The sequence below is a fragment of the Streptomyces sp. NPDC044921 genome, assembly GCF_056432865.1.
Window position 1 is genome coordinate 160,602 of record NZ_JBWKIF010000012.1, and the last position, 21,597, is coordinate 182,198.

The following is a 21,597-nucleotide window of genomic DNA, read 5'->3' on the forward strand; positions in this document are numbered from 1 at the left end:
CATGCCCGCGCAGCCCCACCGTTCCGTCTCCCGCCGCGGGTTCCTCGCCGCGAGTACCGCGGCCGGTGCCGCCCTCGGCCTCGCCGCCCGGCCCGCGCGGGCCGCCGGCCGTCCGCGCCCGTTCGGCCGGTACGGGTCACCGGCCGCCCGCCCGCACCCCAGAACCCTGTACGTCCACCCCGGCGGCGCCGGTGACGTCACCACCGTCCGCGACGCGGTGGACGCGGCCGACGGCAGCGGCTACACCCTCGTCATCGCCCCGGGCGTCTACCGGCAGACCGTCCTCGTCGACCCGGCCCGCACCGACATGACCTGGATCGGGGCGGGCGAGGACCCCCGTGACGTGGTGATCGTGTACGACAACGCGGCCGGGACGCCCAAGCCCGGCGGCGGCACGTACGGCACGAGCGGCTCCGCCACCGCCACCGTGCAGGCCGACGGGTTCACCGCCCACCGGATCACCTTCGCCAACGACTGGCTGCGCGCCGACCACCCCGGCGTCACCGGCACGCAGGCCGTCGCCCTCAAGGTCCAGGGCGACCGGTCCGCCTTCCACCACTGCCGCTTCCTCGGCCACCAGGACACCCTGTACGCGGACTCCATGGCCCTGGGCACCTTCGCCCGCCAGTACTTCGCCCACTGCTACGCCGAAGGGGACGTGGACTTCGTCTTCGGACGCGCCACGGCCGTGTTCGAACGGTGCCACTTCCGCACCCTGTCGCGCACCGACCTGACCGCGCCCCCGTACGGATTCGTGTTCGCGCCCTCGACCGCCGGCGCCAATCCGCTCGGCTACCTGGTCACCCGCAGCCGCGTCAGCAGCGAGGCCCCCGACGGCTTCTACAAGCTGGCCCGGCCCTGGGTGCCCAGCTCCGACCTCACCGCCCGGCCCATGCTCACCGTCCGGAACACCTGGCTCGGCCCGGGCATCGACGCGACCGCGCCGTACGCCGACATGCGCGAGGCCCACCCCTGGCGGAGCATGCGGTTCGCCGAGTACCGCAACACCGGCCCGGGCGCCAGGATCCCCGTCCCCGGGAACCGGCCCCAACTGACGGACGAGCAGGCCCGCTCCGCGACCCGCGCCGCCCACCTCGGTGACTGGGAGCCGTGGCGGGAGGGACGCTGAACGGGGCTCGGGCGGCGGGTGTGGACGGTCCGCTGCCCGGCTTCCACCCGGCGCTCAAGGACGCCCTGACCTTCCCGCTGGCCTGGGGCCGGTCCCCGGTCCGCGACCCCGGCGCCTGGCGGCGGGCCGCCCGGGCGACCGTCGAGCGGCACCTGCTCGTCGAACGGCAGGACGGCGTGCCGTTCGCGCCCGAGCACACCGGCCGGGTGCCCGGCGACGGCTACGACCGCGAGCTGGTGACCGTCTCCCTGACCCGCTACGAACGGGTGCGCGGCGCCCTGCTCACCCCGCACGGCCGTGGGCCCTTCCCGGCCGTGCTGCTCCTGCACGACCACGGCTCCCGGTTCGACATCGGCAAGGAGAAGTGCGTCCGCCCGTGGTACGACGACGTCCGCCTCGCCTCCGCCGCGGCCTGGGCCGGCCGGCACTTCGGCGGCCGGTTCGTCGGCGACGAACTGGCCCGGCGGGGCTACGTCGTGCTGTGCCTGGACGCCCTCGGCTGGGGCGACCGGGGCCCTCTCGCCTACGAGCAGCAGCAGGCTCTCGCGTCCAACCTGTTCCACCTCGGCTCCTCGCTCGCCGGGCTCATGGCCCGGGAGGACGAGCGGGCCGCCGCCTTCCTGGCGGGACTGGACCGGGTCGACGCCCGGCGGGTCGCCACCGTCGGGTTCTCCATGGGCGCCTTCCGCGCCTGGCAGACCGCCGCCCTCAGTGACCACGTGGCGGCCGCCGCGAGCGTCTGCTGGATGACCGGGCTCAAGGAGATGATGGTGCCCGGCAACAACACGCTGCGCGGGCAGTCGGCCTACTGCATGCTCCACCCGGGGCTCGCCCGGCACCTCGACATCCCGGACGTGGCGGGCATCGCCGCCCCCAGGCCGATGCTGTTCTTCCACGGCGCCCTGGACACGCTGTTCCCGGCCGAGGGCGTGCGGGTCGCGTACGACAGGCTGCGTGCCGTCTGGCGTGCGCACCACGCCGAGGAGCGGTTGCGGACGAAGGCGTGGCCGGAGCTCGGCCACGCCTTCACCCGCCAGATGCAGGACGAGGTCCTCGGCTGGCTGGACGACGTCCTGTGAGGGTCACCGCCGTACCGGTTCGATCCCCTCCAGCGTCGGCACCACCGGCTCGATGGCGCCGTCGGCCCTGAACCGGAGGCGGTCGACGGTCGTCTCGCGGTGCATGCCGTCACCGCCCGGCCTGCCGGGGCCGTTCAGGGCGAAGCGGTGGTAGACCACGTACCAGTCGTCGGTGCCGGGGGCGTTCACCACCGAGTGGTGACCGGTGCCGAGGATGCCGTACTCGGGCCGCTTCTGCAGGATCGTCCCCTGCTTGGTCCACGGGCCGAGCGGGGACGGGCCGGTCGCGTACGCCACGTGGTAGTTCTCGCTGCGCGTGTCGTCCTGTGACCACATGAAGTAGTACGTGCCCTTCCGCTTGACCACGAACGAGCCCTCGCGGAAGTCGTGCGGGGTGATGTCCCGCACCTGCGACGGGTCGAAGGACACCATGTCCTCGTGGAGCGGGACGACGTACCCGCGCCCGTTGCCCCAGTACAGGTAGGCCTGGCCGTCGTCGTCCGTGAAGACCGACGGGTCGATCATCTGGCCCTGGAGGGATCCGCCCTTGGCGACCAGCGGCTTGCCGAGCGCGTCCTTGAACGGGCCCGCGGGGGAGTCGGCCACCGCCACGCCGATCTGCTGCTCGGCGCAGAAGTAGAAGTAGTACTTGCCGTCGCGCTCGGCGATCGCGGGCGCCCAGGCGTACTTGTCGGCCCAGGTCACGTCGGGGCCGAGATCCAGGATCTCGCCGTGGTCCTTCCAGTGCACCAGGTCCTTCGACGAGTAGGCCTTGAACTTCGTGCCGCCCCAGCCCTGGAAGCCGTCCGTCGTCGGATAGATCCAGTAGCGGCCGTTCAGGTAGTGCACGTCGGGGTCGGCGTTCAGGCCCGGCAGCAGGGGGCTGCGGGTGCGGACCGCCTCGACCGTCCAGGTGCGCTCGGTGCCGTCGGCGGCCGTCACGGTGTACGTCTGCGGCCTGCGGAAGTCCCGGCGGGTGCCCGACTCCGGGCTCAGCGTGGCCCCCTCGCCGACCCACAGCTTCGGGGCCAGGCGCCGCAGGTCGGCGTCGGGCCGCATCGGCAGCACGACCTTGGAGGCACGGTCCGTGACGACGGCGTAGCCCTTCTGGTGCTTCGCCGTCGCGTCCACCACCGAGGCGGGAGCGGCCGGGTACGCCGCCAGCAGGCGGTCGTACTCCTGCTGCGTCACCGGCAGGACCGTGCCGTGCCTCGGGCTCGCCGGGAGCTGGTAGTCCGTCGACGGGGTCCACCTGCCGGAGGCGAGGTCGGTGGTCTCGAAGGGGACGTAGCCGCGGCCGCCGTACTCGTCGATGAACAGGTACCACTTCTTCTCGGTGTTCGACTTGAACACCGTCGGGCCCTCGCCGCGGTCGATCGCGCCCTTGCCGATGCAGTCGGCCACGAAGTCGTACGTCGTCGAGGTCAGGGATGCGGACTTCTCGCCGGTGATGAACTTCGAGCAGGGACCCGCGGAGCCGGGGTCGCGCTCGTCCTTGGTGTAACGGTAGTACTCGTCCTTGTACCGCACGACCGTGGAGTCGATCACCGAGTAGCCCGGGTCGTTCCATATCCGCGGCTCGCTGAAGGTGCGGAAGTCCTTCGTGGTCGCGTACAGCATCCTGTTGTACGTGTCGCCCTTGTGCTCCGGGTCGTCGTCGGCGTACAGCTTCGACGCCCAGAAGACGACGTAGGCGCCGAGCTCGTCGTCCCAGTAGGCCTCCGGGGCCCAGGTGTTGCCCGCGTTGTCCGGGGAGACCTTCACCAGGCGCTGGTCGGTCCAGTGGACCAGGTCGGTGGACTCCCACACCATGATCGACTTGCTGCCGTGCCGCTGGACCTGGTCCCAGCTGCCGCTGGCGTTCCGGTACATCCGCAGGTCCGTGGCGATCAGGTAGAACTTGTCGCCCTCGGGGGAGCGGATGACGAACGGGTCGCGCAGGCCCTTCTCGCCGGTCGTGGAGGTCAGGACCGGCTTGCCGGCGTTCAGTTCGCGCCAGTGCAGCGGGTCGTTGCCCCGGCTGAGGGCGTAGCGGATCTGCTCGCCGTCGGCGGTGCCCTCGCCCGTGAAGTAGGCGAAGAGGTATCCGGCGTACTTGGGGTGCTGCACGGGCGGGGCTCCGGGATCTGCGGTGCTGGGCGGGGCCGTGAGGAGGGCCAGCAGGAGACCGGCCAGGGCGAGGAACGGAAGCAGCAGCCTGCGGGCGATGCGGGGGCGCATGACACTTCCTGTCGGAGTCTGGGGGATTCTGTTGGATGGGCGGCCCTCGGAGTGTCACCGCAGGGAGTCAGGGCGTCAACGGGTGTGCGTGGGGCCGGTCGTTCCGAAAATTTCGAAACATCCGGGGACCGGCGCACACGACGACGCCCCCGCCGGGTGCGAACCGGCGGGGGCGTCTGCGAACGGCCGAGGGGGGCTCGGCCGGTACCGTCCGACCGCCCGGAGGGGGGCTCCGGAGGGTCGAGGTGCCGTGGTGCCCGACTGGGGGGCCGGACACCCGGCGTCCGGCCGGCCCGAGGGGGGACCAGGGCCGGCCGGAGTCACCGGGGGACGGGCTCTACTGGTAGCTGATGTCCGAGGCCGTGAACTTGCAGGCCTTGCCGTCCGGGCCGGCCGGCTTCAGCTCCTTGGGCTCCTTGCCCGTGTTGTTGCCCTCGAAGCGCACACACGTCTTGATCTTCTTCTTGCTGTCGCCGTGGACGCGGATCCTCGACAGCGTGGCGGTGTCGCCGTAGTTCTGGTTGACGCCGACGATCGAGTTCATCGGCGCCGTCACGTCGATGTCGTCCAGCACGATCGTGCGCTTGTACTGCGTCTTGCAGTTGCCGCAGGAGCGGACCAGCTTGCCGGCGTTCTGCACCTGGAAGCCCGAGACGTTGAGCGTGCCGGCGCCGTTGAACTGCAGCACCTTGTCGTCGGCGTTCCTCGCGCCGCCGCCGATCACCCTGTACACCGCCGAGGAGGACTTGCCCTTGAAGCTGGCCGCGTCCTCGCCGACATCCGTCCACCACACGTTCTGCAGCGTGCAACTGCCCTTGCAGTGCACGCCGTCCGCGGCCGGGGTGCCGATGATGACGTTCTTCAGCACCGCGCCGTCGGCGAGCTCGAAGAGGGGGTCCTGGCCCTCGTCCTGGCCGTCCCCGCCGAGCGCGCCGGTGCCGTAGAACATCTTCATCCCGCCGTCGCGGACACCGGAGACCGGGATGGTCTTCGACACGGGCGTCGTGCCCTTGTCCGTGGGCCAGGAGGACGCGGCGCCCGCCGTCGACAGCATCGACGTCGTGATGACCGCCGCTCCGGTGATGCCCAGGGCCGACACCCCGGCGATCACCGCCCGCCGCTTGGTGACCCGGCGGCGGTGGCGGACGCGCTGTGCTGCTGGTGCAGTCATGTACCGATTCCTCAGATGGGTGGTGACTCTTGCGCGAAGTGGTCGCCACCGGTGAGGAAAGGGTTGCCGCGTCTCACGGAATTTTTCACGAGTCGCCGTCGTCGTCCCCGGCGGCGAAGCCACCGCCGACCGAGAACTGCCGCGAACCTGCCGCGGCCGTCACCGAGTAGCGGTCCGCGCCCGCGTCGCGGCCCCCGCGGGCGTGGTCGTACTGCCCCGCGAACACCCACTCGCCCGGCGGGACCGTACGGCCCTCCTTGAGCGTCCAGGTGTAGACCAGGAATCCGCCCTTCTCGGCCACCGTGAGCGTGAAGTCGCCCTCGGGCAGGGAGCGCCAGGCGCCCGTCCCGGAGACCCCGCCGGTCTGCGCGATGCGCAACCGCACGGTCAGCGCGGTCAGTTGCTCCCGGTTCTTCAGGGTGACGTTGCTCTGCGCCCAGAAGTCGTTGCTGTGCGGGTCGACCGAGCCGTCCGACCACAGCGGCCCGTCCTCGGCGGCGGCGCCCGGGGGGCGCTGCGCGGCCGGGGCGCTCGGCGTGCGCGAGGGGGGCGGAGTGCTCGGCTCCCGCTCCTCGGGCGTGGCGCTCGGCGCCGGGTCCACCGGCGGTGCGGGCGCCCGGCTCGTCGCCTCCGGCGACGGCGTCGGCGTCGGTGACGTCGCCACCTCCCGCTGCCGCGGGGCGGTCTCCTCCTTCACCGCGGACGCGACCGCGTACCCGCCGACCGCCAGCACGCCCGCCACCGCGGCCGTCGCGCCCGCCACCCGCATCCAGCCGAACACCGGCGGACGCGCCGCCCGGTGGCCGGATCCGGGCGGAGCGGCCATCCCGCGCTCCACCCGGGCCAGGATCCGCTCCCGGTCCGGTTCGTGCCGCCCGGCCGCCTCGTGCAGCCGGGCGCGCAGCTCCTCGTGCACGTCCCGCCGCATCGTCATCGGTCCCTTCCTCCGCCCTCGCCGGTGCGCAAGCCCTCCACGGCGGGCGAGCAGCGGGGCGCGCCCAGTGCCGCGTGCATCCGCTGCGGCATCCCGCGCGTGCCCAGCAGCCGCTGGAGTTCGGCCATTCCCTTCGAGGTCTGGCTCTTCACCGTACCCACCGAGACGCCGAGGGCCAGCGCGGTGTCCTTCTCCGAGAGGTCGAAGGCGTGCCGCAGCACCACACACGCCCGTTTGCGGAACGGCAGCCTGCGCAGGGCCTCCCGGACGTCGACCACGCCCGCGACGTCCGGGTTCTCGGTCTTCTCCTCGCGCTGCGACCAGAACAGGGCGATCCGCCGCCGCTCGCGCACCGCGCTGCGGATGCGGGTGCGCGCCAGGTTGGCCACCACCCCGCGCGCGTACGCCGCCGGGTGGTCGGCCGCGCGCACCCGGTCCCAGCGGTGCCACAGCGCCAGCAAGGCGTCCGCCGCCAGGTCGTCGGCGGTGTCCGGCTCGCCCGTCAGCAGATGGGCGAGCCGGGACAGTTCGGCGTAGTGGCGCTCGAAGAAGGCGTGGAACTCCACGGAGGCGGCGTCGTCGACGACTGTGCCCACGGGCGACCTCTCCTCGCAGCGGCGCGGGCACTCCCGGACGGGGGCGCCCTGTGAGTGTCATGTAGATGGCATGTGGTCATCCGGGGGTGATCCGGACGAGATCCGGAAGCGTAGCAGCGATCTCACGATGGTTCGTACGGAGCTTCGAACGGCGTATGGCGGGCCGACCCTCCTTCCGTAACACGGAGAAAACCCGAACCGGGTTCGACGCGGGCACAATCCGGCCAGCATCCGCACACCGATCACCCGGCACCGAGGAGCACACACGATGTCCGAACCGCAGCAGGTCACCGACCGGCCGGCCGCCGGCCCGCCTCCGCCAAGCAGCGTCGACCGGTTCTTCCGGATCTCCGAGCGGGGCTCCACCCTCGGCCGGGAGATACGCGGCGGCTTCGCCACCTTCTTCACGATGGCCTACATCCTCGTCCTGAACCCCCTCATCCTGGGCAGCGCGAGGGACAAGTCCGGGCAGCAGCTGGACGCCGTGCAACTGACCACCGCCACCGCCCTGGTGGCGGCCGTCATGACGATCGTCATGGGCGTCGCCGGCAACCTCCCCCTCGCCCTGGCCGCCGGACTCGGCCTGAACGCCGTGGTCGCCTTCCAGATCGCCCCGCTGATGAGCTGGGACGACGCGATGGGCCTGATCGTCCTCGAAGGCCTGCTGATCTGCCTGCTGGTCGTGACCGGGCTGCGCGAGGCCGTCATGCACGCCATCCCGCAGCCGCTCAAGCAGGCGATCAGCGTCGGCATCGGCCTGTTCATCGCCTTCATCGGCTTCGTCGACGCCGGGTTCGTCAGCCGCATCCCGGACGCCGCGAACACCACCGTGCCCGTGCAGCTGGGCGGCACCGGCACCCTCGCCGGCTGGCCGATGCTCGTCTTCTGCCTCGGCGTGCTGCTGACGGTCGGCCTGCTCGCCCGCAAGGTCAAGGGCGCCATCCTGATCAGCATCGTCACCATGACGGCCCTGGCCATAGTGATCAACTCCACAGCCGACATCAGGACCTGGGGCCTGACCACACCGTCCTGGCCCCACCGGATCGTCGACACCCCCGACTTCGGACTCCTCGGCGACTTCGACCTGTTCGGCGCCTTCAGCGCTCCCGGCGTCGGCGTCGTCACCGTGGTCCTGCTGGTCTTCACACTGATCCTGTCCGACTTCTTCGACACCATGGGCACGGTCGTCGGCGTCAGCGCCGAGGCAGGGCTGCTGGACGAGGACGGCAAGGTCCCGAACCTCGGCCGGGTGCTGCTCATCGACGGAGCCGCGGCCGTCGCGGGCGGCGCCGCCTCCGCCTCCTCCGCGACCTCCTACATCGAGTCCGCGGCCGGCGTCGGCGAGGGCGCGCGCACCGGCTTCTCCAACCTCGTCACCGGCGCCCTGTTCGGCCTCGCCCTGTTCCTGACCCCGCTGCTCACCATCGTCCCGCTCCAGGCGGCCGCCCCCGCCCTGGTCGCCGTCGGCTTCCTGATGATGACCCAGGTCAAGCACATCGACTGGGACCGCTACGACATCGCGATCCCCGCCTTCCTCACCATCGCCGTGATGCCGTTCACCTACTCCATCACCAACGGCATCGGCGCCGGCTTCCTCGCCTACGTCGCCATCAGGACCGTCCTCGGCAGGGCCCGGGAGGTGCACTGGCTGCTGTGGGGGACCTCGGCGCTGTTCCTCGTGTACTTCGCCATCGACCCGGTCGAGCAGCTCCTGGGCGCGAAGTAGGGGCGGCGCGAAGCAAGGCGACGGGCCGCCCCCGGGGGGAAGGGGGCGGCCCGTCGCTGGTACAGACGGCTTTCACGCCGCCGAAGTTCATTCCTTCAGCGCCGCTTCCATCATCGCCTTCGCGACCGGTGCCGCGAGGCCGTTGCCGCTGACCTCCGAGCGGGCCGCGTCCGACTGCTCCACGACCACCGCCACCGCGACCTGCTTGCCGCCGGACTTCCCGTACGAGGTGAACCAGGCGTACGGCACCTGGCTGTTGTTCTCGCCGTGCTGTGCCGTGCCCGTCTTGCCGCCCACGGTCGCGCCCGGGATCCGGGCGTTGCTGCCCGTGCCCCGCTCCACCACCGTCCGCATCGCCGACCGCAGCTGTTCGGCGGTCGACGAGGAGAGGATCTCCTTCGTGCCCGCCTCGTCGTCGTAGTCGCGCAGCACATCACCGCCGCTGTCGGTGATCTGCGAAACCATATGCGGCGAGACCAGCTTGCCGCCGTTGGCTATGGCCGCCGACACCATCGCCATCTGCAGGGGCGTGGCGGTGACGTCGAACTGGCCGATGCCGGTCAGGGCCGTCTCCGACGGGTACATGCCGGAGGGGTACACGCTCGTGTAGGCCCGGACCGGCACGTCCTGCTCGTCGTCGTTGAAGCCGAACTTCTCGGCCATCGCCCTGACCTTGTCCTCGCCGAGCTTCACGGCCATCTTCGCGAAGACGTTGTTGCACGAGTACTCCAGCGCCGTGCGGATCGTGGCGTTGGTGCAGGGCGCGTTCGGGTTCTCGTTGGTCAGCTGCCGCGCGGTGCCCGGCAGCGTGTACGGGTCCGGGCTGTCGGTCCGCTCGTCCACCGACGAGTACAACCCCTCCTCCAGCGCCGCCGCGGCCACGACCAGCTTGAACGTCGAGCCGGGCGGCAGTGGCTGGCGCAGCGCGCGGTTGGTCAGCGGCTTGTCCGGGTCCGCGTTCAGCTTCTTCCAGGCGGCCCCCGCCGTGTTGGCGTCGGTGAGCGCCGAGGGGTCGTACGACGGCGTCGACACGACCGCCAGGATCTTCCCGGTCCCCGGGTCGACGGCGACGGCCCCGCCCTTCTTGTCGCCGAGCGCCTCGTAGGCCGCCTTCTGCACGTCCGGGTCGATCGTCGTCACCACGTTGCCCGGGTCGGCCCGCCGGTTGGTGAGCGTGTCCAGCACCGACTTCAGCCGGCTGTCCGTGCCGTTGAGCAGGTCGGTGTAGATGCCCTCCAGCTGGGTCGGCGCGTAGGCCTGCGAGGCGTATCCCGTCACCGCCGCGTACAACTCGCCGTCCGTGTACGTGCGCTTGTACTCGAGGTCGCCCGACTTCGTCGGCGCCGAGCCGGTGACCGCGCGGCCGCCCACGATGATGTTCCCGAGCGGCGCCGAGTACGTCTCGATCGCGTTCCGCCGGTTGTCCTTGTCGTCTGCCAGCGCCCGGCCCTCGTAGAACTGCACCCAGGTCGCCCTGACCAGCAGGGCCAACACCAGCAGCAGCGTGAAGACCGAGGCGCGCCTGATCGTCTTGTTCATACCGAACTGAAGGACGAGCCGCGCGGGGCGGATCGTTCCCGTCCGTCCGGATTCACCTCCGCCCGCCCCGTTTTCTCATCCGCCGCTCAGAAAGCCCGCCTCGTACGCCGCGATCACCGCCTGGGTACGGTCCCGGGTGCCCGTTTTGGCCAGGACCGCCGCGACGTGCGACTTCACCGTGGCCGGGCCGACCCCCATCCGGTGTGCGATCTCCGCGTTGGTCAGTCCCCGCGCCATGTGCCGCAGCACCTGCCCCTCGCGCGCCGTGAGCCTCGCCACCCACGCGGGCGGGACCGGGCGCGCCCGGGCGTGCTCGGTGGCGAGGGCGCGCACCGCCGCGGGGAAGAGCAGGCTGTCGCTGCGCGCCACCAGCCGGACCGCCTGCACGAGCGCGTCGGCGTCCACCCGCTTCAGCAGGAACCCGGCGGCCCCCGCGCGCAGCGCGTCGTACACGTAGGAGTCGTTCTCGAACGTCGTCACGACGACGATCCGGGGCGGCTCGGCCAGCGTCGCCAGGATCTGCTCGGTGGCGCGGATGCCGTCGATCCCCGGCATCCGGACGTCCATGAGGACGACGTCCGGGCGCAGCTCCCGGACGACCGAGACGGCCTCCGCGCCGGTGGCCGCCTCGCCCGCCACCTCCAGGTCGGGCTCGGCGGAGAGGATGGCGCGCAGCGCGGTGCGGACCATGCGCTCGTCGTCGGCCAGGACGACACGGATCGGGGCCGGGCGGCTCATGCGGGTCCCTTCAGGGGCAGCCGTACGCGCAGACGGAAGATCTCGCGGGCGGGGCCGGCGGGGCCGGGGGAGTTGGCGGGGTTGGCGGGGTCGGTTGGTTCGGCAGGATCGGGGGAGTTGGCGGGGTCGGTTGGTTCGGCGGGTTCGACGGGTTCGGTCGTTCGGGCCGTTCTGGCGGCCCCGGTCGTTGCGGTGGTCCCGCCGGTTTCGGTGTCCGCGGCGGTGCTCGTGGTTCCGGCGGTGTCGGCCGGTGTGGCGGCCCCGGCCGTTGCGGCGCTCTCGCTGCTTTCGGCCGGTCCGGCGGGACCGGCTGTTCCGGCGGTACCAGTGGCCCCGGCGATACCGGCGATACAGGCGGCTCCGGCGGTTTCCGTGGTTCCGGCCGTTGCGGCGGTCTCGGCCCTGTCGACCGGTCTGACGGCACCGGCCGTTCCGGCGGTCCCACCGGTTTCGGTCCCAGCTGTTCCGGCGTCCGCGGCGGTCCCCGTGGTTCCTGCGGTGTCGGCCGCTCTGGCGGTGCCGGTGGTCCCGGCCGTTGCGACGGTCCCGGCCGTCCCGGCCGTCATCGTGCCGCCCAGCAGTCTCGCCCGGTCCGCGATACCCCGCAGGCCGTGGCCGCCACCGGGGCGGGAGGGCGTGGGCCCGGTCACCGGATTCTCCACGGTGATCACCAGTTCCCCGTCCGCCACCTCCACCCGTACGTCCACGGCGGCTCCCTCACCGGCGTGTCTGAGAGCGTTGCTCAGCCCCTCCTGCACGATGCGGTAGGCCTCGCGGGACACGAGCGGGGGCAGCGCCCCGGGGTCGGCGGCCACCGTGGCGGTCACCCGCTGTCCGCCCGCCCGCGTCCGGGCCAGCAGGCCGTCCAGGTCGGCGGCGAGGGTGGGCGCCGGGGCCGTGCCGGGTCCGTCGCCCTCGCGCAGCACCCCCAGCACGGCGTCGAGCTCGCCCACCGTACGCCGTGTCGTGTCCTCGATCGCGGCGAGGGCCTCGCGCACGAACTCCGGGTCGGAGTCGAGGACCCGGCGGGCCGCGCCCGCCTGCAGGGTGACCGCGCTCAGGGCGTGCCCGACGGAGTCGTGCAGCTCCCGGGCCAGCCGGTTGCGCACGGCGAGGTCGGCGGCGCGCGCCTCGGCGGCGGCGAGCCGGTCCTCGGGCGTGGGGCCGAGCAGCCGCGGCGCCCAGTGGGCCAGCAGCGCACCGCAGCCGGCCGCGCAGCCCGCCAGGGCCGCGAGCGAGACCAGGCCCACGACCGGGGCGAGGGCCAGCGCCCAGCTGTGGTCGAGGACGTGAGGCAGCCCGAGCCGGGTGCCGCCCAGTCCCGCGAAGACCGGCAGCGCGATCAGCACGGCGGCGAACGGCGGCAGGGCCAGCGACATGCCCGCGATGATCCCGCCGACGCCGAGGTGCAGTGTGAACCAGGCGGCCGTGCGCCCCTTCTCACCGCGGGTGCGGGCCGGCCCGGAGGCGAGCCGGTCCGCGTCGACGCCGCACAGCCAGCGCACGGCGGCGGCCTCCAGCGGCCGGGTCAGCGGGAACAGGGACGTGACCGCGGCGATCGGCAGCCCCACGCCGAACGCGGCGAGCTGGAGCGGGAAGGACCCGAAGACGTTCCGCGACCCGGTGGCGGGGCCGATGATCACCTCGCCGAGCAGGACGTACGGCATGGCGAGCGCGCCGCCGAGGACCAGGTGCACCCAGCGCAGCCGCGCCCGCCGGCCGAACAGGAGCCGGGCGGCTGCCCTCACGCCGCCCGTCGCGCGGCCACGGCCGCACGCTCCGCGAGGAAGTGGGCGCCGAGGGCGGCGACGAGGAAGCCGGCGAGCATCTGCCCAGCGTAGGCGAGACCCATCAGCGGCGTCGGGCGGTCCGCGATGTCCTCCACACCGCCGAGGGAGGCGAGCGACAGCCAGGCTCCCCAGCAGGCCACGGCCCCGGATCCGACCCAGGCGAGACCCAGCGGCACCGGCACGGGCAGCGCCCGGCCCCACCGGAAGGCCAGCGACAGCGCACCGGCGACGGCCGCCAGCAGCAGACACCCGAAGACGGCCTCCAGGACGTGGAAGTCGGCGGTGCGTTCGGCGGCCCGGTCCGCGCCGAGTCCCGCGGTGCCGCCGCAGGCCCACAGCAGGTGCAGGGTCAGCGGCGGCAGGGCGGCGACGACGGCGGCGACGGCGAGGGCGCGATGAGCCGGTCGGAGCGCAACGGCGGGCGGCTCACCGAGGCGGCCGCGCCACAGGTGCCCCCAGCGGTCCCGCGCGTAGAGCGCGAACAGCCCGCCCAGGGCGAGGCCTTGGAGGACGAAACCCGTGTACACGACGGCGAACACCCACCCGTCCAGGAACGCCTCGCGACCCTCCGGCTCCGCGCCACCGCCGAAGGCCCGCACGACCAGTTGCGCGGGGAAGCCCGCCATGATCGGCGCGAGCAGCCCGGTGGCGACCCAGACCGGGAACGCCAGCAGCCACGCGGGCACCCTGAGCCCCCACGGCCGGGTCAGCACCAGCGCCAGCACGATCACCGCGCTGTCCAGCAGCACGGTCAGGGCGTTGATCACGGCCATCGCGATCCGGTCGTCCAGCAGCGCGCTGCCGTCGGGGATCCCGAGGTGACTCCCGGCGATCCAGGCGGCCTTGAGCCCCAGGTACGGCAGACAGGAGACGACGGCGACGGCGCGGAGGAACCGGCGGGGGCGGCTGAGACGGACGGTGCCGCGGGCAGCGGCGGGTGGAGCGATCGACTGCGTCATGCGCCCAGGCTCCCGCGGCGGAGCCCGCGGCCACCTCCTGCGCGACGACGATCCACCTCCGCCGGACGGGGGAGACCGTCCCGCCGGGCTCAACCCTCCAGGACCAGCACCGTCTCGTCGATCTCGGCGCCCCGCGCCTGCGCGAACCCGCTGGCCGAGGCCACCGTACGGAAGCCGCACTTCTCCAGCACCCGCAGCGACCCCGCGTTGTCCGAGGCCGCCCGGGCGTACAGGGGACGCTCGAGCACCTCCGCCAGCAGCGCCCGCAGGGCGGCCGTGGCGAATCCCCTGCCCCAGTACGCGCGGTCGATCCAGTACGTCACCTCGCGCTCGCCCGGTACCCCGTACACCGCCGCGCTGCCGACCACGTCGCCGTCGGCCAGCACCGTGCGCACCACGTCGGAGGAGGAGCGGATCCGGGCCCAGTGGGTGTCGAAGGCGGCCCGGTCGGACGGGTCCGCCGGGGTGAAGGCGGCCATGTGGAGCGCTTCGGGGTCGTTCATCTGCCGGAAGAAGACCGGCAGGTCGCTGTCGTGGACCTCGCGCAGCTCGACGTTCATGCCTCAGAGCCTACGGGTGGCCAGGGTCAGCCGGTCCCGGGCGTCGAACAGCGCGTCCTTCACCAGCTGCTCGTGCGCGGGCGTCAGCCGGGCCACCGGGACCGAGCAGCTGATCGCGTCCCGCGCCGGGGTGCGGTACGGGATCGCCACGCCGAAGCAGCGCAGACCCAGCGTGTTCTCCTCGCGGTCCACGGCGAAGCCCTGTTCGCGCACCTGGCGCAGCTCCTCGATGAGCTTCTCCCGGTCGGTGATCGTGTTCTCGGTCAGCGCGGGCAGCGTCTCCGGCAGCATCTTGCGGACCTGCTCGTCGGAGTACGTGCTCAGCAGGGCCTTGCCGAGGGACGTGGAGTGGGCGGGCAGCCGGCGGCCGACCCGGGTGAAGGGCCGCAGGTAGTGCTGCGACTGCCGGGTGGCGAGGTAGACGACGTTGGTGCCGTCGAGGCGGGCGAGGTGGATCGTCTCCGTGGTGTCGTCCGAGAGCCGGTCCAGCGTCGGCCGGGCCGCCGCCACGACCTCGTCGCCGTCGATGTACGACGTGCCGACCAGCAGGGCGCGCACGCCGATGCCGTAGCGCGTGCCCGTCGCGTCCGTCTCCACCCAGCCGAGCTCGACGAGCGTGCGCAGCAGCATGTAGAGGCTGGACTTGGGGTAGCCGACGGCCTCCTGGACCGCCGCGAGCGAGTGCATACCGGGACGTCCGGCGAAGTATTCGAGCAGTTCAACCGTGCGTACCGCGGACTTGACCTGCGCCCCGCCGCCCGTCTCGCCAGCCGACATCGCCCTTGACCCCTTCGTTCGACGGGAAATAGTCTCGCCAGCATATTCATCATGGGAGACGGTGTTCAGTATATCGAACGCCCCTGGTGGATGACCCAGTACTGCGGCATTACATGTGTGGAGGGACCCGCGGTGGCAGCAGCACCAGTCTGGAGTGTCGACCCCCGAACCGGGAAGCAGCGCGAGCAGGTTGCGGTGGAGGCCACAGCCCAGGAGGTCGACGCCGCCGTCCGTGCCGCGCACGAGGCCCGCGGCTCGCTCGCGGACCGCACCGTCCGCGCGGCCTTCCTGCGCGGCGCCGCCGAGGAGCTGGAGGCGGCCAAGGACGGACTCGTCGAGACCGCCGACGCCGAGACCGCGCTCGGCCCGGTCCGGCTGACCGGCGAACTCGCCCGCACCTGCTACCAGCTGCGGGCCTTCGCCGACATCGTCGACGAGGGCGCCTTCCTCGACGTCGTCATCAACCACCCCGACGACACCGCCACCCCGCCGATCCCGGACCTGCGCCGCTACAAGGTGCCCCTCGGCGTCGTCGCCGTCTACTCGGCCTCCAACTTCCCCTTCGCCTTCTCCGTCGCCGGCGGCGACACCGCGAGCGCCCTCGCGGCCGGCTGCCCCGTCGTCGTCAAGGCCCACCCGGACCACCCGGCCCTGTCCGAGTACGTCGCCAAGGTGCTGCGCCGCGCCGCCGCCCGGCACGACATCCCCGAGGGCGTCGTGGGCCTGGTCCACGGCTTCGAGGCCGGCGTCGAACTGATCAAGCACCCGCTGGTCGCGGCGGCCGGCTTCACCGGCTCGGTGCGCGGCGGCCGGGCGCTGTTCGACGCGGCGGCCGCCCGCCCGGTGCCGATCCCCTTCCACGGCGAGCTGGGCTCGCTGAACCCGGTCGTCGTCACCGAGGCCGCGGCCGCCGAGCGCGCCGAGGCGATCGGCTCGGGCCTCGCCGGTTCCATGACGCTGGGCGTCGGCCAGTTCTGCGTGAAGCCGGGCCTGGTCCTCGCGCCCTCCGGGGCCGCCGGTGACGCCCTGCTCAAGTCGCTGACCGACGCCGTCAGCGACACCGACGCCGGGGTCCTGCTCGACCACCGCATGCGGGACAACTTCGTCGCCGGCGTCGCCGAGCGGGCCGAGCTGCCCGACGTCGAGTCCCCGGTCACGCCCGGCGCGGGCGGCGAGCACACCGTCAGCGCGGGCTTCCTCACCGTGCCCGCGAGCAGGCTGGCCCAGGAGGGCGAGCACGACCTGCTCCTCGAGGAGTGCTTCGGCCCGGTCACCGTGGTGGCCCGCTACGAGGACGAGACCGAGGTCAAGGCCGTGCTGTCCCGGCTGCCGGGCAACCTGACGGCGACGGTGCAGCTGTCCGAGGAGGAGGCCGCGGGCCAGGGCCGTGGCGCGGAGCTGCTGCAGGAGCTGACACCGCTGGCCGGGCGCGTGCTGGTGAACGGATGGCCGACGGGTGTCGCCGTCGCCCCGGCGCAGCACCACGGCGGGCCGTACCCGGCGACGACGTCGACGTCCACGTCGGTGGGCGGGACGGCCATCGAGCGGTGGCTGCGGCCGGTCGTCTACCAGAACGCCCCGGAGGCGCTGCTGCCGGCGGAGCTGCGGGACGACAACCCGCTGGGGCTGCCGCGGCGGTTCAACGGGCGGCTGGAGCGCTGAGCGTCGCAGGGGCGCGGGGGGATCGCGGGGTGCCGGTGCGCCGTGGCTTGTCGCGCCGTTCCCCGCGCCCCTGAAGGGCGCGTCTGGAAGAGTGGGCCGAATGGATCTCGAACTTCCCGAACTGCCGTTCCCGCTGCGTTCCTACGGGCCCGAGGCCCACTGGACCTATGAGGACGGCGTGCTCACCGGGTGGGCCGGGGCGCGGCAGGACCGGTTCGTACCGCCCACCGGGGAAGGCCTGGACCCCGCCTCCGACGCGCCGCGGCTGCTGGGGGCGCCCGAAGGGGACTTCCAGCTGATCGCCAAGGTCACGGTCGGGTTCGGCGCGGCCTTCGACGCCGGGGTGCTCTACGTCCACGTGGGCGAGCGGGCCTGGGCCAAGCTCTGCCTGGAGTACTCCCCGGACGTCCCCACCGTCTGCACGGTGGTCACCCGCGGCCACTCGGACGACGCCAACTCCTTCACCGTGGAGGGCAGTTCGGTCTGGCTCCGGGTGAGTCGCACCGGCCGCGCGTTCGCCTTCCACGCCTCCCGCGACGGCGAGCGCTGGACCTTCGTCCGCCTCTTCACCCTCGGCGACGAGAAGGAGACGGCCGCGGCCCTGGCCGGCTTCATGACCCAGTCGCCGATGGGGGAGGGCTGCGTGGTGACGTACGACCACATCGCGTTCCGGCCGTACTGGCCGGACGACCTGCGCGACGGCAGCTGAGGGCGGAGCGGGAACCGCCTTCCCGGCCGGGCACGTCCTCCGTTCCATGATCAGGGACAGAGTGACCACCGGCCGCGTGATCCGTACGGTGCTGCCCGCCGAGGTGGAGCACGTCGTCGCGCTGCACGCCCGGGCCAGGGCGACGTACTACCCCGGCGGGGTGCCGCAGGACGGCACCGACTGGCTCGCCGCCTGGCGCGGCGTCCTCACCCGGCCGGACGGGCGGGTGCTGTGCGTCGTCGAGGCGGGGCGGATCATCGCCCTGGCCTCCTTCCGCACCCCCGAGGACGCTCCTCCGGACACGGTGCAGCTGTCCCAGTTCCACGTCGACCCCGATCACTGGCGGCGTGGCGTCGGCGGCGCCCTGCACGCCGCCTGCGTCGAGGAGTGGCAGGCCGACCGCAGGCGGACGGCCGTCCTCGACGTGCACGTGGACAACCGGCGGGCGCAGTCCTTCTACCGGCGGCAGGGCTGGGTGCCCGAACCGGCCGGGCCGGGCGATCACCACCTGCGGATGCGGCTCGCCCTGCCCCGGGAATGAACCTCTCTGCTTGAATGTTCACGTAACCGGCGGAGGGAGCCTCCGTACCCCGAGAGCTGGAGAGAGCCGAAGTCATGCGCGTCGAGATCTGGAGCGACATCGCCTGCCCCTGGTGCTACGTGGGCAAGGCCCGCTTCGAGAGGGCGCTGCGGGAGTTCCCGCACCGCGACGAGGTCGAGGTCGTGCACCGCTCCTTCGAGCTGGACCCGGGGCGCGCCAAGGACGACGTCCAGCCCGTGATCGAGATGCTCACCCGGAAGTACGGCATGAGCCCCGCACAGGCCGAGGCCGGCGAGGACAACCTGGGCGCCCAGGCCGCCGCGGAGGGGCTCGACTACCGCACCCGCGGCCGCGACCACGGCAGCACCTTCGACATGCACCGCCTGCTGCACTTCGCCAAGGAGCAGGGCCGCCAGGAGCGGCTGCTCGACCTGCTGTACCGGGCCAACTTCGCCGACGAGCGCTCCGTCTTCAACGACGACGAGCGCCTGGTGGAGCTCGCCGTCGCCGCCGGCCTGGAGGAACAGGGAGCGCGGGCGGTGCTCGCCGACCCCCGCGCCTACGCCGACGAGGTCCGCGCCGATGAGCGGGAGGCCGCGCAGCTCGGCGCCAACGGTGTGCCGTTCTTCGTGCTCGACCGCAAGTACGGCGTCTCCGGCGCCCAGCCCGCCGAGGTCTTCACCCGGGCCCTCACCCAGGCCTACGGCGAGCACCCGCCCCTGCGCACCGTCGACGGCACCGATGCCGACGGCGCCGAGGCCTGCGGCCCGGACGGGTGCGCGGTGCCCCAGCGCTGAACGCGCAGCTCGGAGCGCATCCATAAGGGCTGCTTGGCGTTCTCACGCAGAAAGAGGCAATGGACGGGGAGATTCGGGGGGCGCAGCATGGTCCCATGGAGACCTTCGAGAACCTCGTCCGAGCCGAGTTCGCGCCGCAGCACACCTATCTCAACACCGCGAGCAACGGCCTCCTGCCCGCCCGCACCGTCACCGCCGTGCAGCGGGCGGTGCGGATGCGGGCCGAGGGCGTGCCCCTGGGTCCCCTGTACGAGGACGTGGAGGCGGCCCGCGCCTGCTTCGCCCGGCTGGCCGGGGTGCCCGCCGAGCGCGTCGCGACCGGGGCCTCGGTCACCGAGTACGGCGCCCTGATCGCCGCCTCGCTGCCCGCCGGGGCCGAGGTCCTCACCGCCGAGGGCGACTTCGCCTCCCTGGTGAACCCGTTCCACGAGCGCGGCGACCTCAAGGTGCGGGCCGTGCCGCTGGAACGGCTCGCCGAGTCCGTCCGGCCCGGCACCGCGCTGGTCGCGGTCAGCAGCGCCCAGTCCGCCGACGGCCGGCTCGCGGACCTGCCGGCGGTGCGCGACGCGGCCCGGGCGCACGGGGCGCGCACCTACGTCGACGCCTCCCAGTCCGCGGGCTGGCTGCCGATGGACGGCGACGCCGACGACTTCCTGGTCACCGTCGGCTTCAAGTGGCTCCTGGGGCCGCACGGTGCCGTGTTCTTCGTCGCCCCGCCGGACTTCGGCGGACTCGCACCGCTGCTCGCCGGCTGGGTCGCCGGCGAGGTTCCCTGGGACAGCTGCTACGGCCCGGTCCACGAGCACGCCCACTCGGCGCGGCGGTTCGACGTCAGCCCGTCCCTGTTCAGCCACGCCGGGCTGCGCGCCTCCCTGGAACTCGTCGAGGAGATCGGCGTCGACGTCGTGCACGCCCACGACCTCGCGCTCGCGGACCGCTTCCGGGCCGGGCTCGCCGAACTGGGACACGAGCCGGTGCCCGCGCCGGGCTCGGCCATCGTGTCCGTGCCCGGGCTCGGCCACCGGCAGGGCGAGCTGAGCCGGGCGGGCATCCAGGTGTCCGACCGGGCGGGCAACCTGCGGGCCGCGTTCCACCTCTACAACACGGCGGCGGACGTGGACCGGCTCCTTCACGCCCTGAAGGCGTGAAGGCGTGAGGCATGCGGGCATGAAAAACCGGGTGGGGCCTCCCGTCCCACACGAGGAGGCCCCACCCGGCAGCTCGTTCACACGGTCGGTGCACGGCGACCCGCGCTCACCACACCGGCGTGAAGTCCCGCGCCCCGATGCTGTGTTACTCCGGGGGCAACCCCCGGACCCCCGGCCGGGGGCCGGTCACTTCACCGGCGTGAAGTCCCGCGCCCCGATGAACTCCGGGCGGCGCACCGGTGCCGCGAAGGGCTCCACCGCCGTGTTCTCCACGCTGTTGAACACGATGAACACGTTGCTGCGCGGGAACGGCGTGATGTTGTCGCCGGAGCCGTGCATGCAGTTGCAGTCGAACCACGTGGCCGAACCGGCCTTGCCCGTGAACAACTTGATGCCGTGCTCGCCGGCGAACCGGGTCAGCGCCTCGTCCGAGGGCGTGCCCGCGTCCTGCATCTGCAGCGACTTCTTGTAGTTGTCCTTCGGCGTGGCCCCCGCGCACCCGAGGAACGTCTTGTGCGACCCCGGCATGATCATGAGCCCGCCGTTGGTGTCGTAGTTCTCGGTCAGGGCGATCGAGACCGACACCGTGCGCATCCGCGGCAGACCGTCCTCGGCGTGCCACGTCTCGAAGTCCGAGTGCCAGTAGAAGCCACTGGCGCCGAACCCCGGCTTGACGTTGATCCGCGACTGGTGGACGTAGACGTCCGAGCCGAGGATCTGCCGCGCCCGGCCGACGACCCGCTCGTCGCTGACCAGCTTGGCGAACACCTCGCTGATCTTGTGCACCTCGAAGACCGAGCGGATCTCCTTGGACTTCGGCTCGACGATCGACCGCTCGTCGGCACGGATGTCCGGGTCGTTGACCAGCCGGTTCAGCTCGTCGCGGTAGACGGCGACCTCGTCGTCCGTGATGAGCTCGTCGATGGCGAGGAAACCGTCGCGCTCGAAGGACAGCAGGTCGGCGGGCACGATCGGCCCGGGCGCGTCGGGCGCGCCCCAGACGACCGGGTCCTGGCGCGGCGTGAGCACCTCGGAGGCTCCGCGCGTGGGGTAGAGGTCGGGGATACCGGTGGTGGTGGTCGTGTCGGTCGTGGCGGTCATGGAAACGTCACACCTCCTCGGTGAGCAGCGGGTAGACGCCGTTCTCGTCGTGGTCCTCCCGTCCGGTCACGGGCGGGTTGAACACGCAGAGGCAGCGGAAGTCCTGCTTGACCCGCAGCGTGTGCCTCTCGTGCCCGTCCAGGAGGTACATGGTGCCGGGCGTGATGGTGTGCTTCTGCCCGGTCTCGTGGTCGGTGAGCTCGGCCTCGCCCTCGACGCAGACGACGGCCTCGATGTGGTTCGCGTACCACATCGACGTCTCCGTACCCGCGTACAGGATCGTCTCGTGCAGGGAGAAGCCGACCTTCTCCTTGGCGAGGACGATGCGTTTGCTCTCCCACGTACCGGACGCCGCCTTCACGTGCCGGTCGGTACCTTCGATCTCCTTGAACGAACGGACAATCACGGTGCTGCGATGCCT

The 21,597-nt window shown here is 72.5% G+C and carries 19 protein-coding genes and 1 pseudogene; 8 read left to right on the top strand and 12 right to left on the bottom strand.

Annotation, left to right across the window (positions count from 1 at the left end; genetic code table 11):
- The first annotated feature begins 1 nt into the window (after nt 1).
- Both AC07DA_RS20535 and AC07DA_RS20540 read left to right on the top strand, forming a co-directional pair.
- Entirely contained in the window at nt 2-1,129 is a 1,128-nt protein-coding gene (locus AC07DA_RS20535; protein ID WP_479129598.1) for a pectinesterase family protein, read from the top strand.
- Nucleotides 1,126-2,208, top strand: a complete 1,083-nt coding sequence (locus AC07DA_RS20540; protein ID WP_479129692.1) for a dienelactone hydrolase family protein — start codon at nt 1,126-1,128, stop codon at nt 2,206-2,208. The genes AC07DA_RS20535 and AC07DA_RS20540 overlap by 4 nt, the downstream gene beginning before the upstream one ends.
- A gap of 3 nt (nt 2,209-2,211) precedes the next feature.
- Here the strand turns inward: AC07DA_RS20540 and AC07DA_RS20545 are convergent, their stop codons facing one another.
- The 4 genes from AC07DA_RS20545 to AC07DA_RS20560 form a co-directional block, all read right to left on the bottom strand.
- Nucleotides 2,212-4,428, bottom strand: coding sequence for a glycoside hydrolase family 43 protein (locus AC07DA_RS20545; RefSeq protein ID WP_479129599.1), 2,217 nt, complete (start codon nt 4,426-4,428; stop codon nt 2,212-2,214).
- A gap of 337 nt (nt 4,429-4,765) precedes the next feature.
- Nucleotides 4,766-5,599: a pectate lyase gene (locus AC07DA_RS20550; protein ID WP_479129600.1), complete on the bottom strand. Its 834-nt coding sequence runs from the start codon at nt 5,597-5,599 to the stop codon at nt 4,766-4,768.
- Nucleotides 5,600-5,684: 85 nt separating this feature from the next.
- The gene (locus AC07DA_RS20555; protein ID WP_479129601.1) at nt 5,685-6,533 is read right to left on the bottom strand and encodes a hypothetical protein; all 849 of its coding nucleotides are present in this window, start codon (nt 6,531-6,533) and stop codon (nt 5,685-5,687) included.
- The gene (locus tag AC07DA_RS20560) at nt 6,530-7,129 is read right to left on the bottom strand and encodes a SigE family RNA polymerase sigma factor (protein ID WP_479129602.1); all 600 of its coding nucleotides are present in this window, start codon (nt 7,127-7,129) and stop codon (nt 6,530-6,532) included. Before AC07DA_RS20560 ends, AC07DA_RS20555 begins: the two co-directional genes overlap by 4 nt.
- A 268-nt stretch (nt 7,130-7,397) precedes the next feature.
- On the opposite strand from AC07DA_RS20560, the gene AC07DA_RS20565 reads away from it, so the two are divergent.
- Nucleotides 7,398-8,855 (top strand): NCS2 family permease, encoded by a 1,458-nt coding sequence (locus AC07DA_RS20565; RefSeq protein WP_479129603.1) that lies wholly within the window; start codon nt 7,398-7,400, stop codon nt 8,853-8,855.
- A gap of 87 nt (nt 8,856-8,942) precedes the next feature.
- Here AC07DA_RS20565 and AC07DA_RS20570 read toward each other — a convergent pair whose 3' ends face one another.
- From AC07DA_RS20570 to AC07DA_RS20595, 6 genes and pseudogenes are all read right to left on the bottom strand, one after another.
- Nucleotides 8,943-10,394, bottom strand: coding sequence for a peptidoglycan D,D-transpeptidase FtsI family protein (locus AC07DA_RS20570; RefSeq protein ID WP_479129604.1), 1,452 nt, complete (start codon nt 10,392-10,394; stop codon nt 8,943-8,945).
- Between the two features lie 75 nt (nt 10,395-10,469).
- Nucleotides 10,470-11,132 carry a response regulator gene (locus AC07DA_RS20575; protein ID WP_479129605.1) on the bottom strand — a complete coding sequence of 221 codons (663 nt, stop codon included), beginning with the start codon at nt 11,130-11,132 and terminating at the stop codon, nt 10,470-10,472.
- 554 nt (nt 11,133-11,686) lie between these two features.
- A pseudogene (locus tag AC07DA_RS20580) lies at nt 11,687-12,880 on the bottom strand (sensor histidine kinase); the annotation flags it as partial.
- Nucleotides 12,877-13,881 (bottom strand): hypothetical protein, encoded by a 1,005-nt coding sequence (locus tag AC07DA_RS20585; RefSeq protein ID WP_479129606.1) that lies wholly within the window; start codon nt 13,879-13,881, stop codon nt 12,877-12,879. The pseudogene AC07DA_RS20580 and the gene AC07DA_RS20585, both read right to left, overlap by 4 nt.
- An 89-nt stretch (nt 13,882-13,970) precedes the next feature.
- Complete coding sequence (locus AC07DA_RS20590; RefSeq protein WP_479129607.1) at nt 13,971-14,441, bottom strand: GNAT family N-acetyltransferase; 471 nt, start codon at nt 14,439-14,441, stop codon at nt 13,971-13,973.
- 3 nt (nt 14,442-14,444) lie between these two features.
- Entirely contained in the window at nt 14,445-15,218 is a 774-nt protein-coding gene (locus AC07DA_RS20595; protein WP_479129608.1) for an IclR family transcriptional regulator, read from the bottom strand.
- 132 nt (nt 15,219-15,350) lie between these two features.
- On the opposite strand from AC07DA_RS20595, the gene AC07DA_RS20600 reads away from it, so the two are divergent.
- The 5 genes from AC07DA_RS20600 to AC07DA_RS20620 all read left to right on the top strand — a co-directional run bounded on the left by AC07DA_RS20600 (nt 15,351) and on the right by AC07DA_RS20620 (nt 20,075).
- Nucleotides 15,351-16,880: an aldehyde dehydrogenase (NADP(+)) gene (locus tag AC07DA_RS20600; protein WP_479129609.1), complete on the top strand. Its 1,530-nt coding sequence runs from the start codon at nt 15,351-15,353 to the stop codon at nt 16,878-16,880.
- A gap of 100 nt (nt 16,881-16,980) precedes the next feature.
- Nucleotides 16,981-17,589, top strand: a complete 609-nt coding sequence (locus AC07DA_RS20605; RefSeq protein WP_479129610.1) for a DUF1349 domain-containing protein — start codon at nt 16,981-16,983, stop codon at nt 17,587-17,589.
- Nucleotides 17,590-17,635: 46 nt separating this feature from the next.
- Nucleotides 17,636-18,130, top strand: coding sequence for an N-acetyltransferase family protein (locus AC07DA_RS20610; protein WP_479129611.1), 495 nt, complete (start codon nt 17,636-17,638; stop codon nt 18,128-18,130).
- Between the two features lie 74 nt (nt 18,131-18,204).
- The gene (locus AC07DA_RS20615; protein WP_479129612.1) at nt 18,205-18,927 is read left to right on the top strand and encodes a DsbA family oxidoreductase; all 723 of its coding nucleotides are present in this window, start codon (nt 18,205-18,207) and stop codon (nt 18,925-18,927) included.
- Between the two features lie 95 nt (nt 18,928-19,022).
- A complete protein-coding gene (locus AC07DA_RS20620) occupies nt 19,023-20,075 on the top strand; it encodes an aminotransferase class V-fold PLP-dependent enzyme (RefSeq protein ID WP_479129613.1) in 1,053 nt (350 codons plus the stop codon).
- Between the two features lie 186 nt (nt 20,076-20,261).
- Here the strand turns inward: AC07DA_RS20620 and thpD are convergent, their stop codons facing one another.
- Nucleotides 20,262-21,176 carry an ectoine hydroxylase gene (gene thpD / locus AC07DA_RS20625; RefSeq protein WP_479129614.1) on the bottom strand — a complete coding sequence of 305 codons (915 nt, stop codon included), beginning with the start codon at nt 21,174-21,176 and terminating at the stop codon, nt 20,262-20,264.
- Between the two features lie 7 nt (nt 21,177-21,183).
- Nucleotides 21,184-21,582, bottom strand: a complete 399-nt coding sequence (locus tag AC07DA_RS20630) for an ectoine synthase (protein WP_033310882.1) — start codon at nt 21,580-21,582, stop codon at nt 21,184-21,186.
- Between the last annotated feature and the right edge of the window lie 15 nt (nt 21,583-21,597).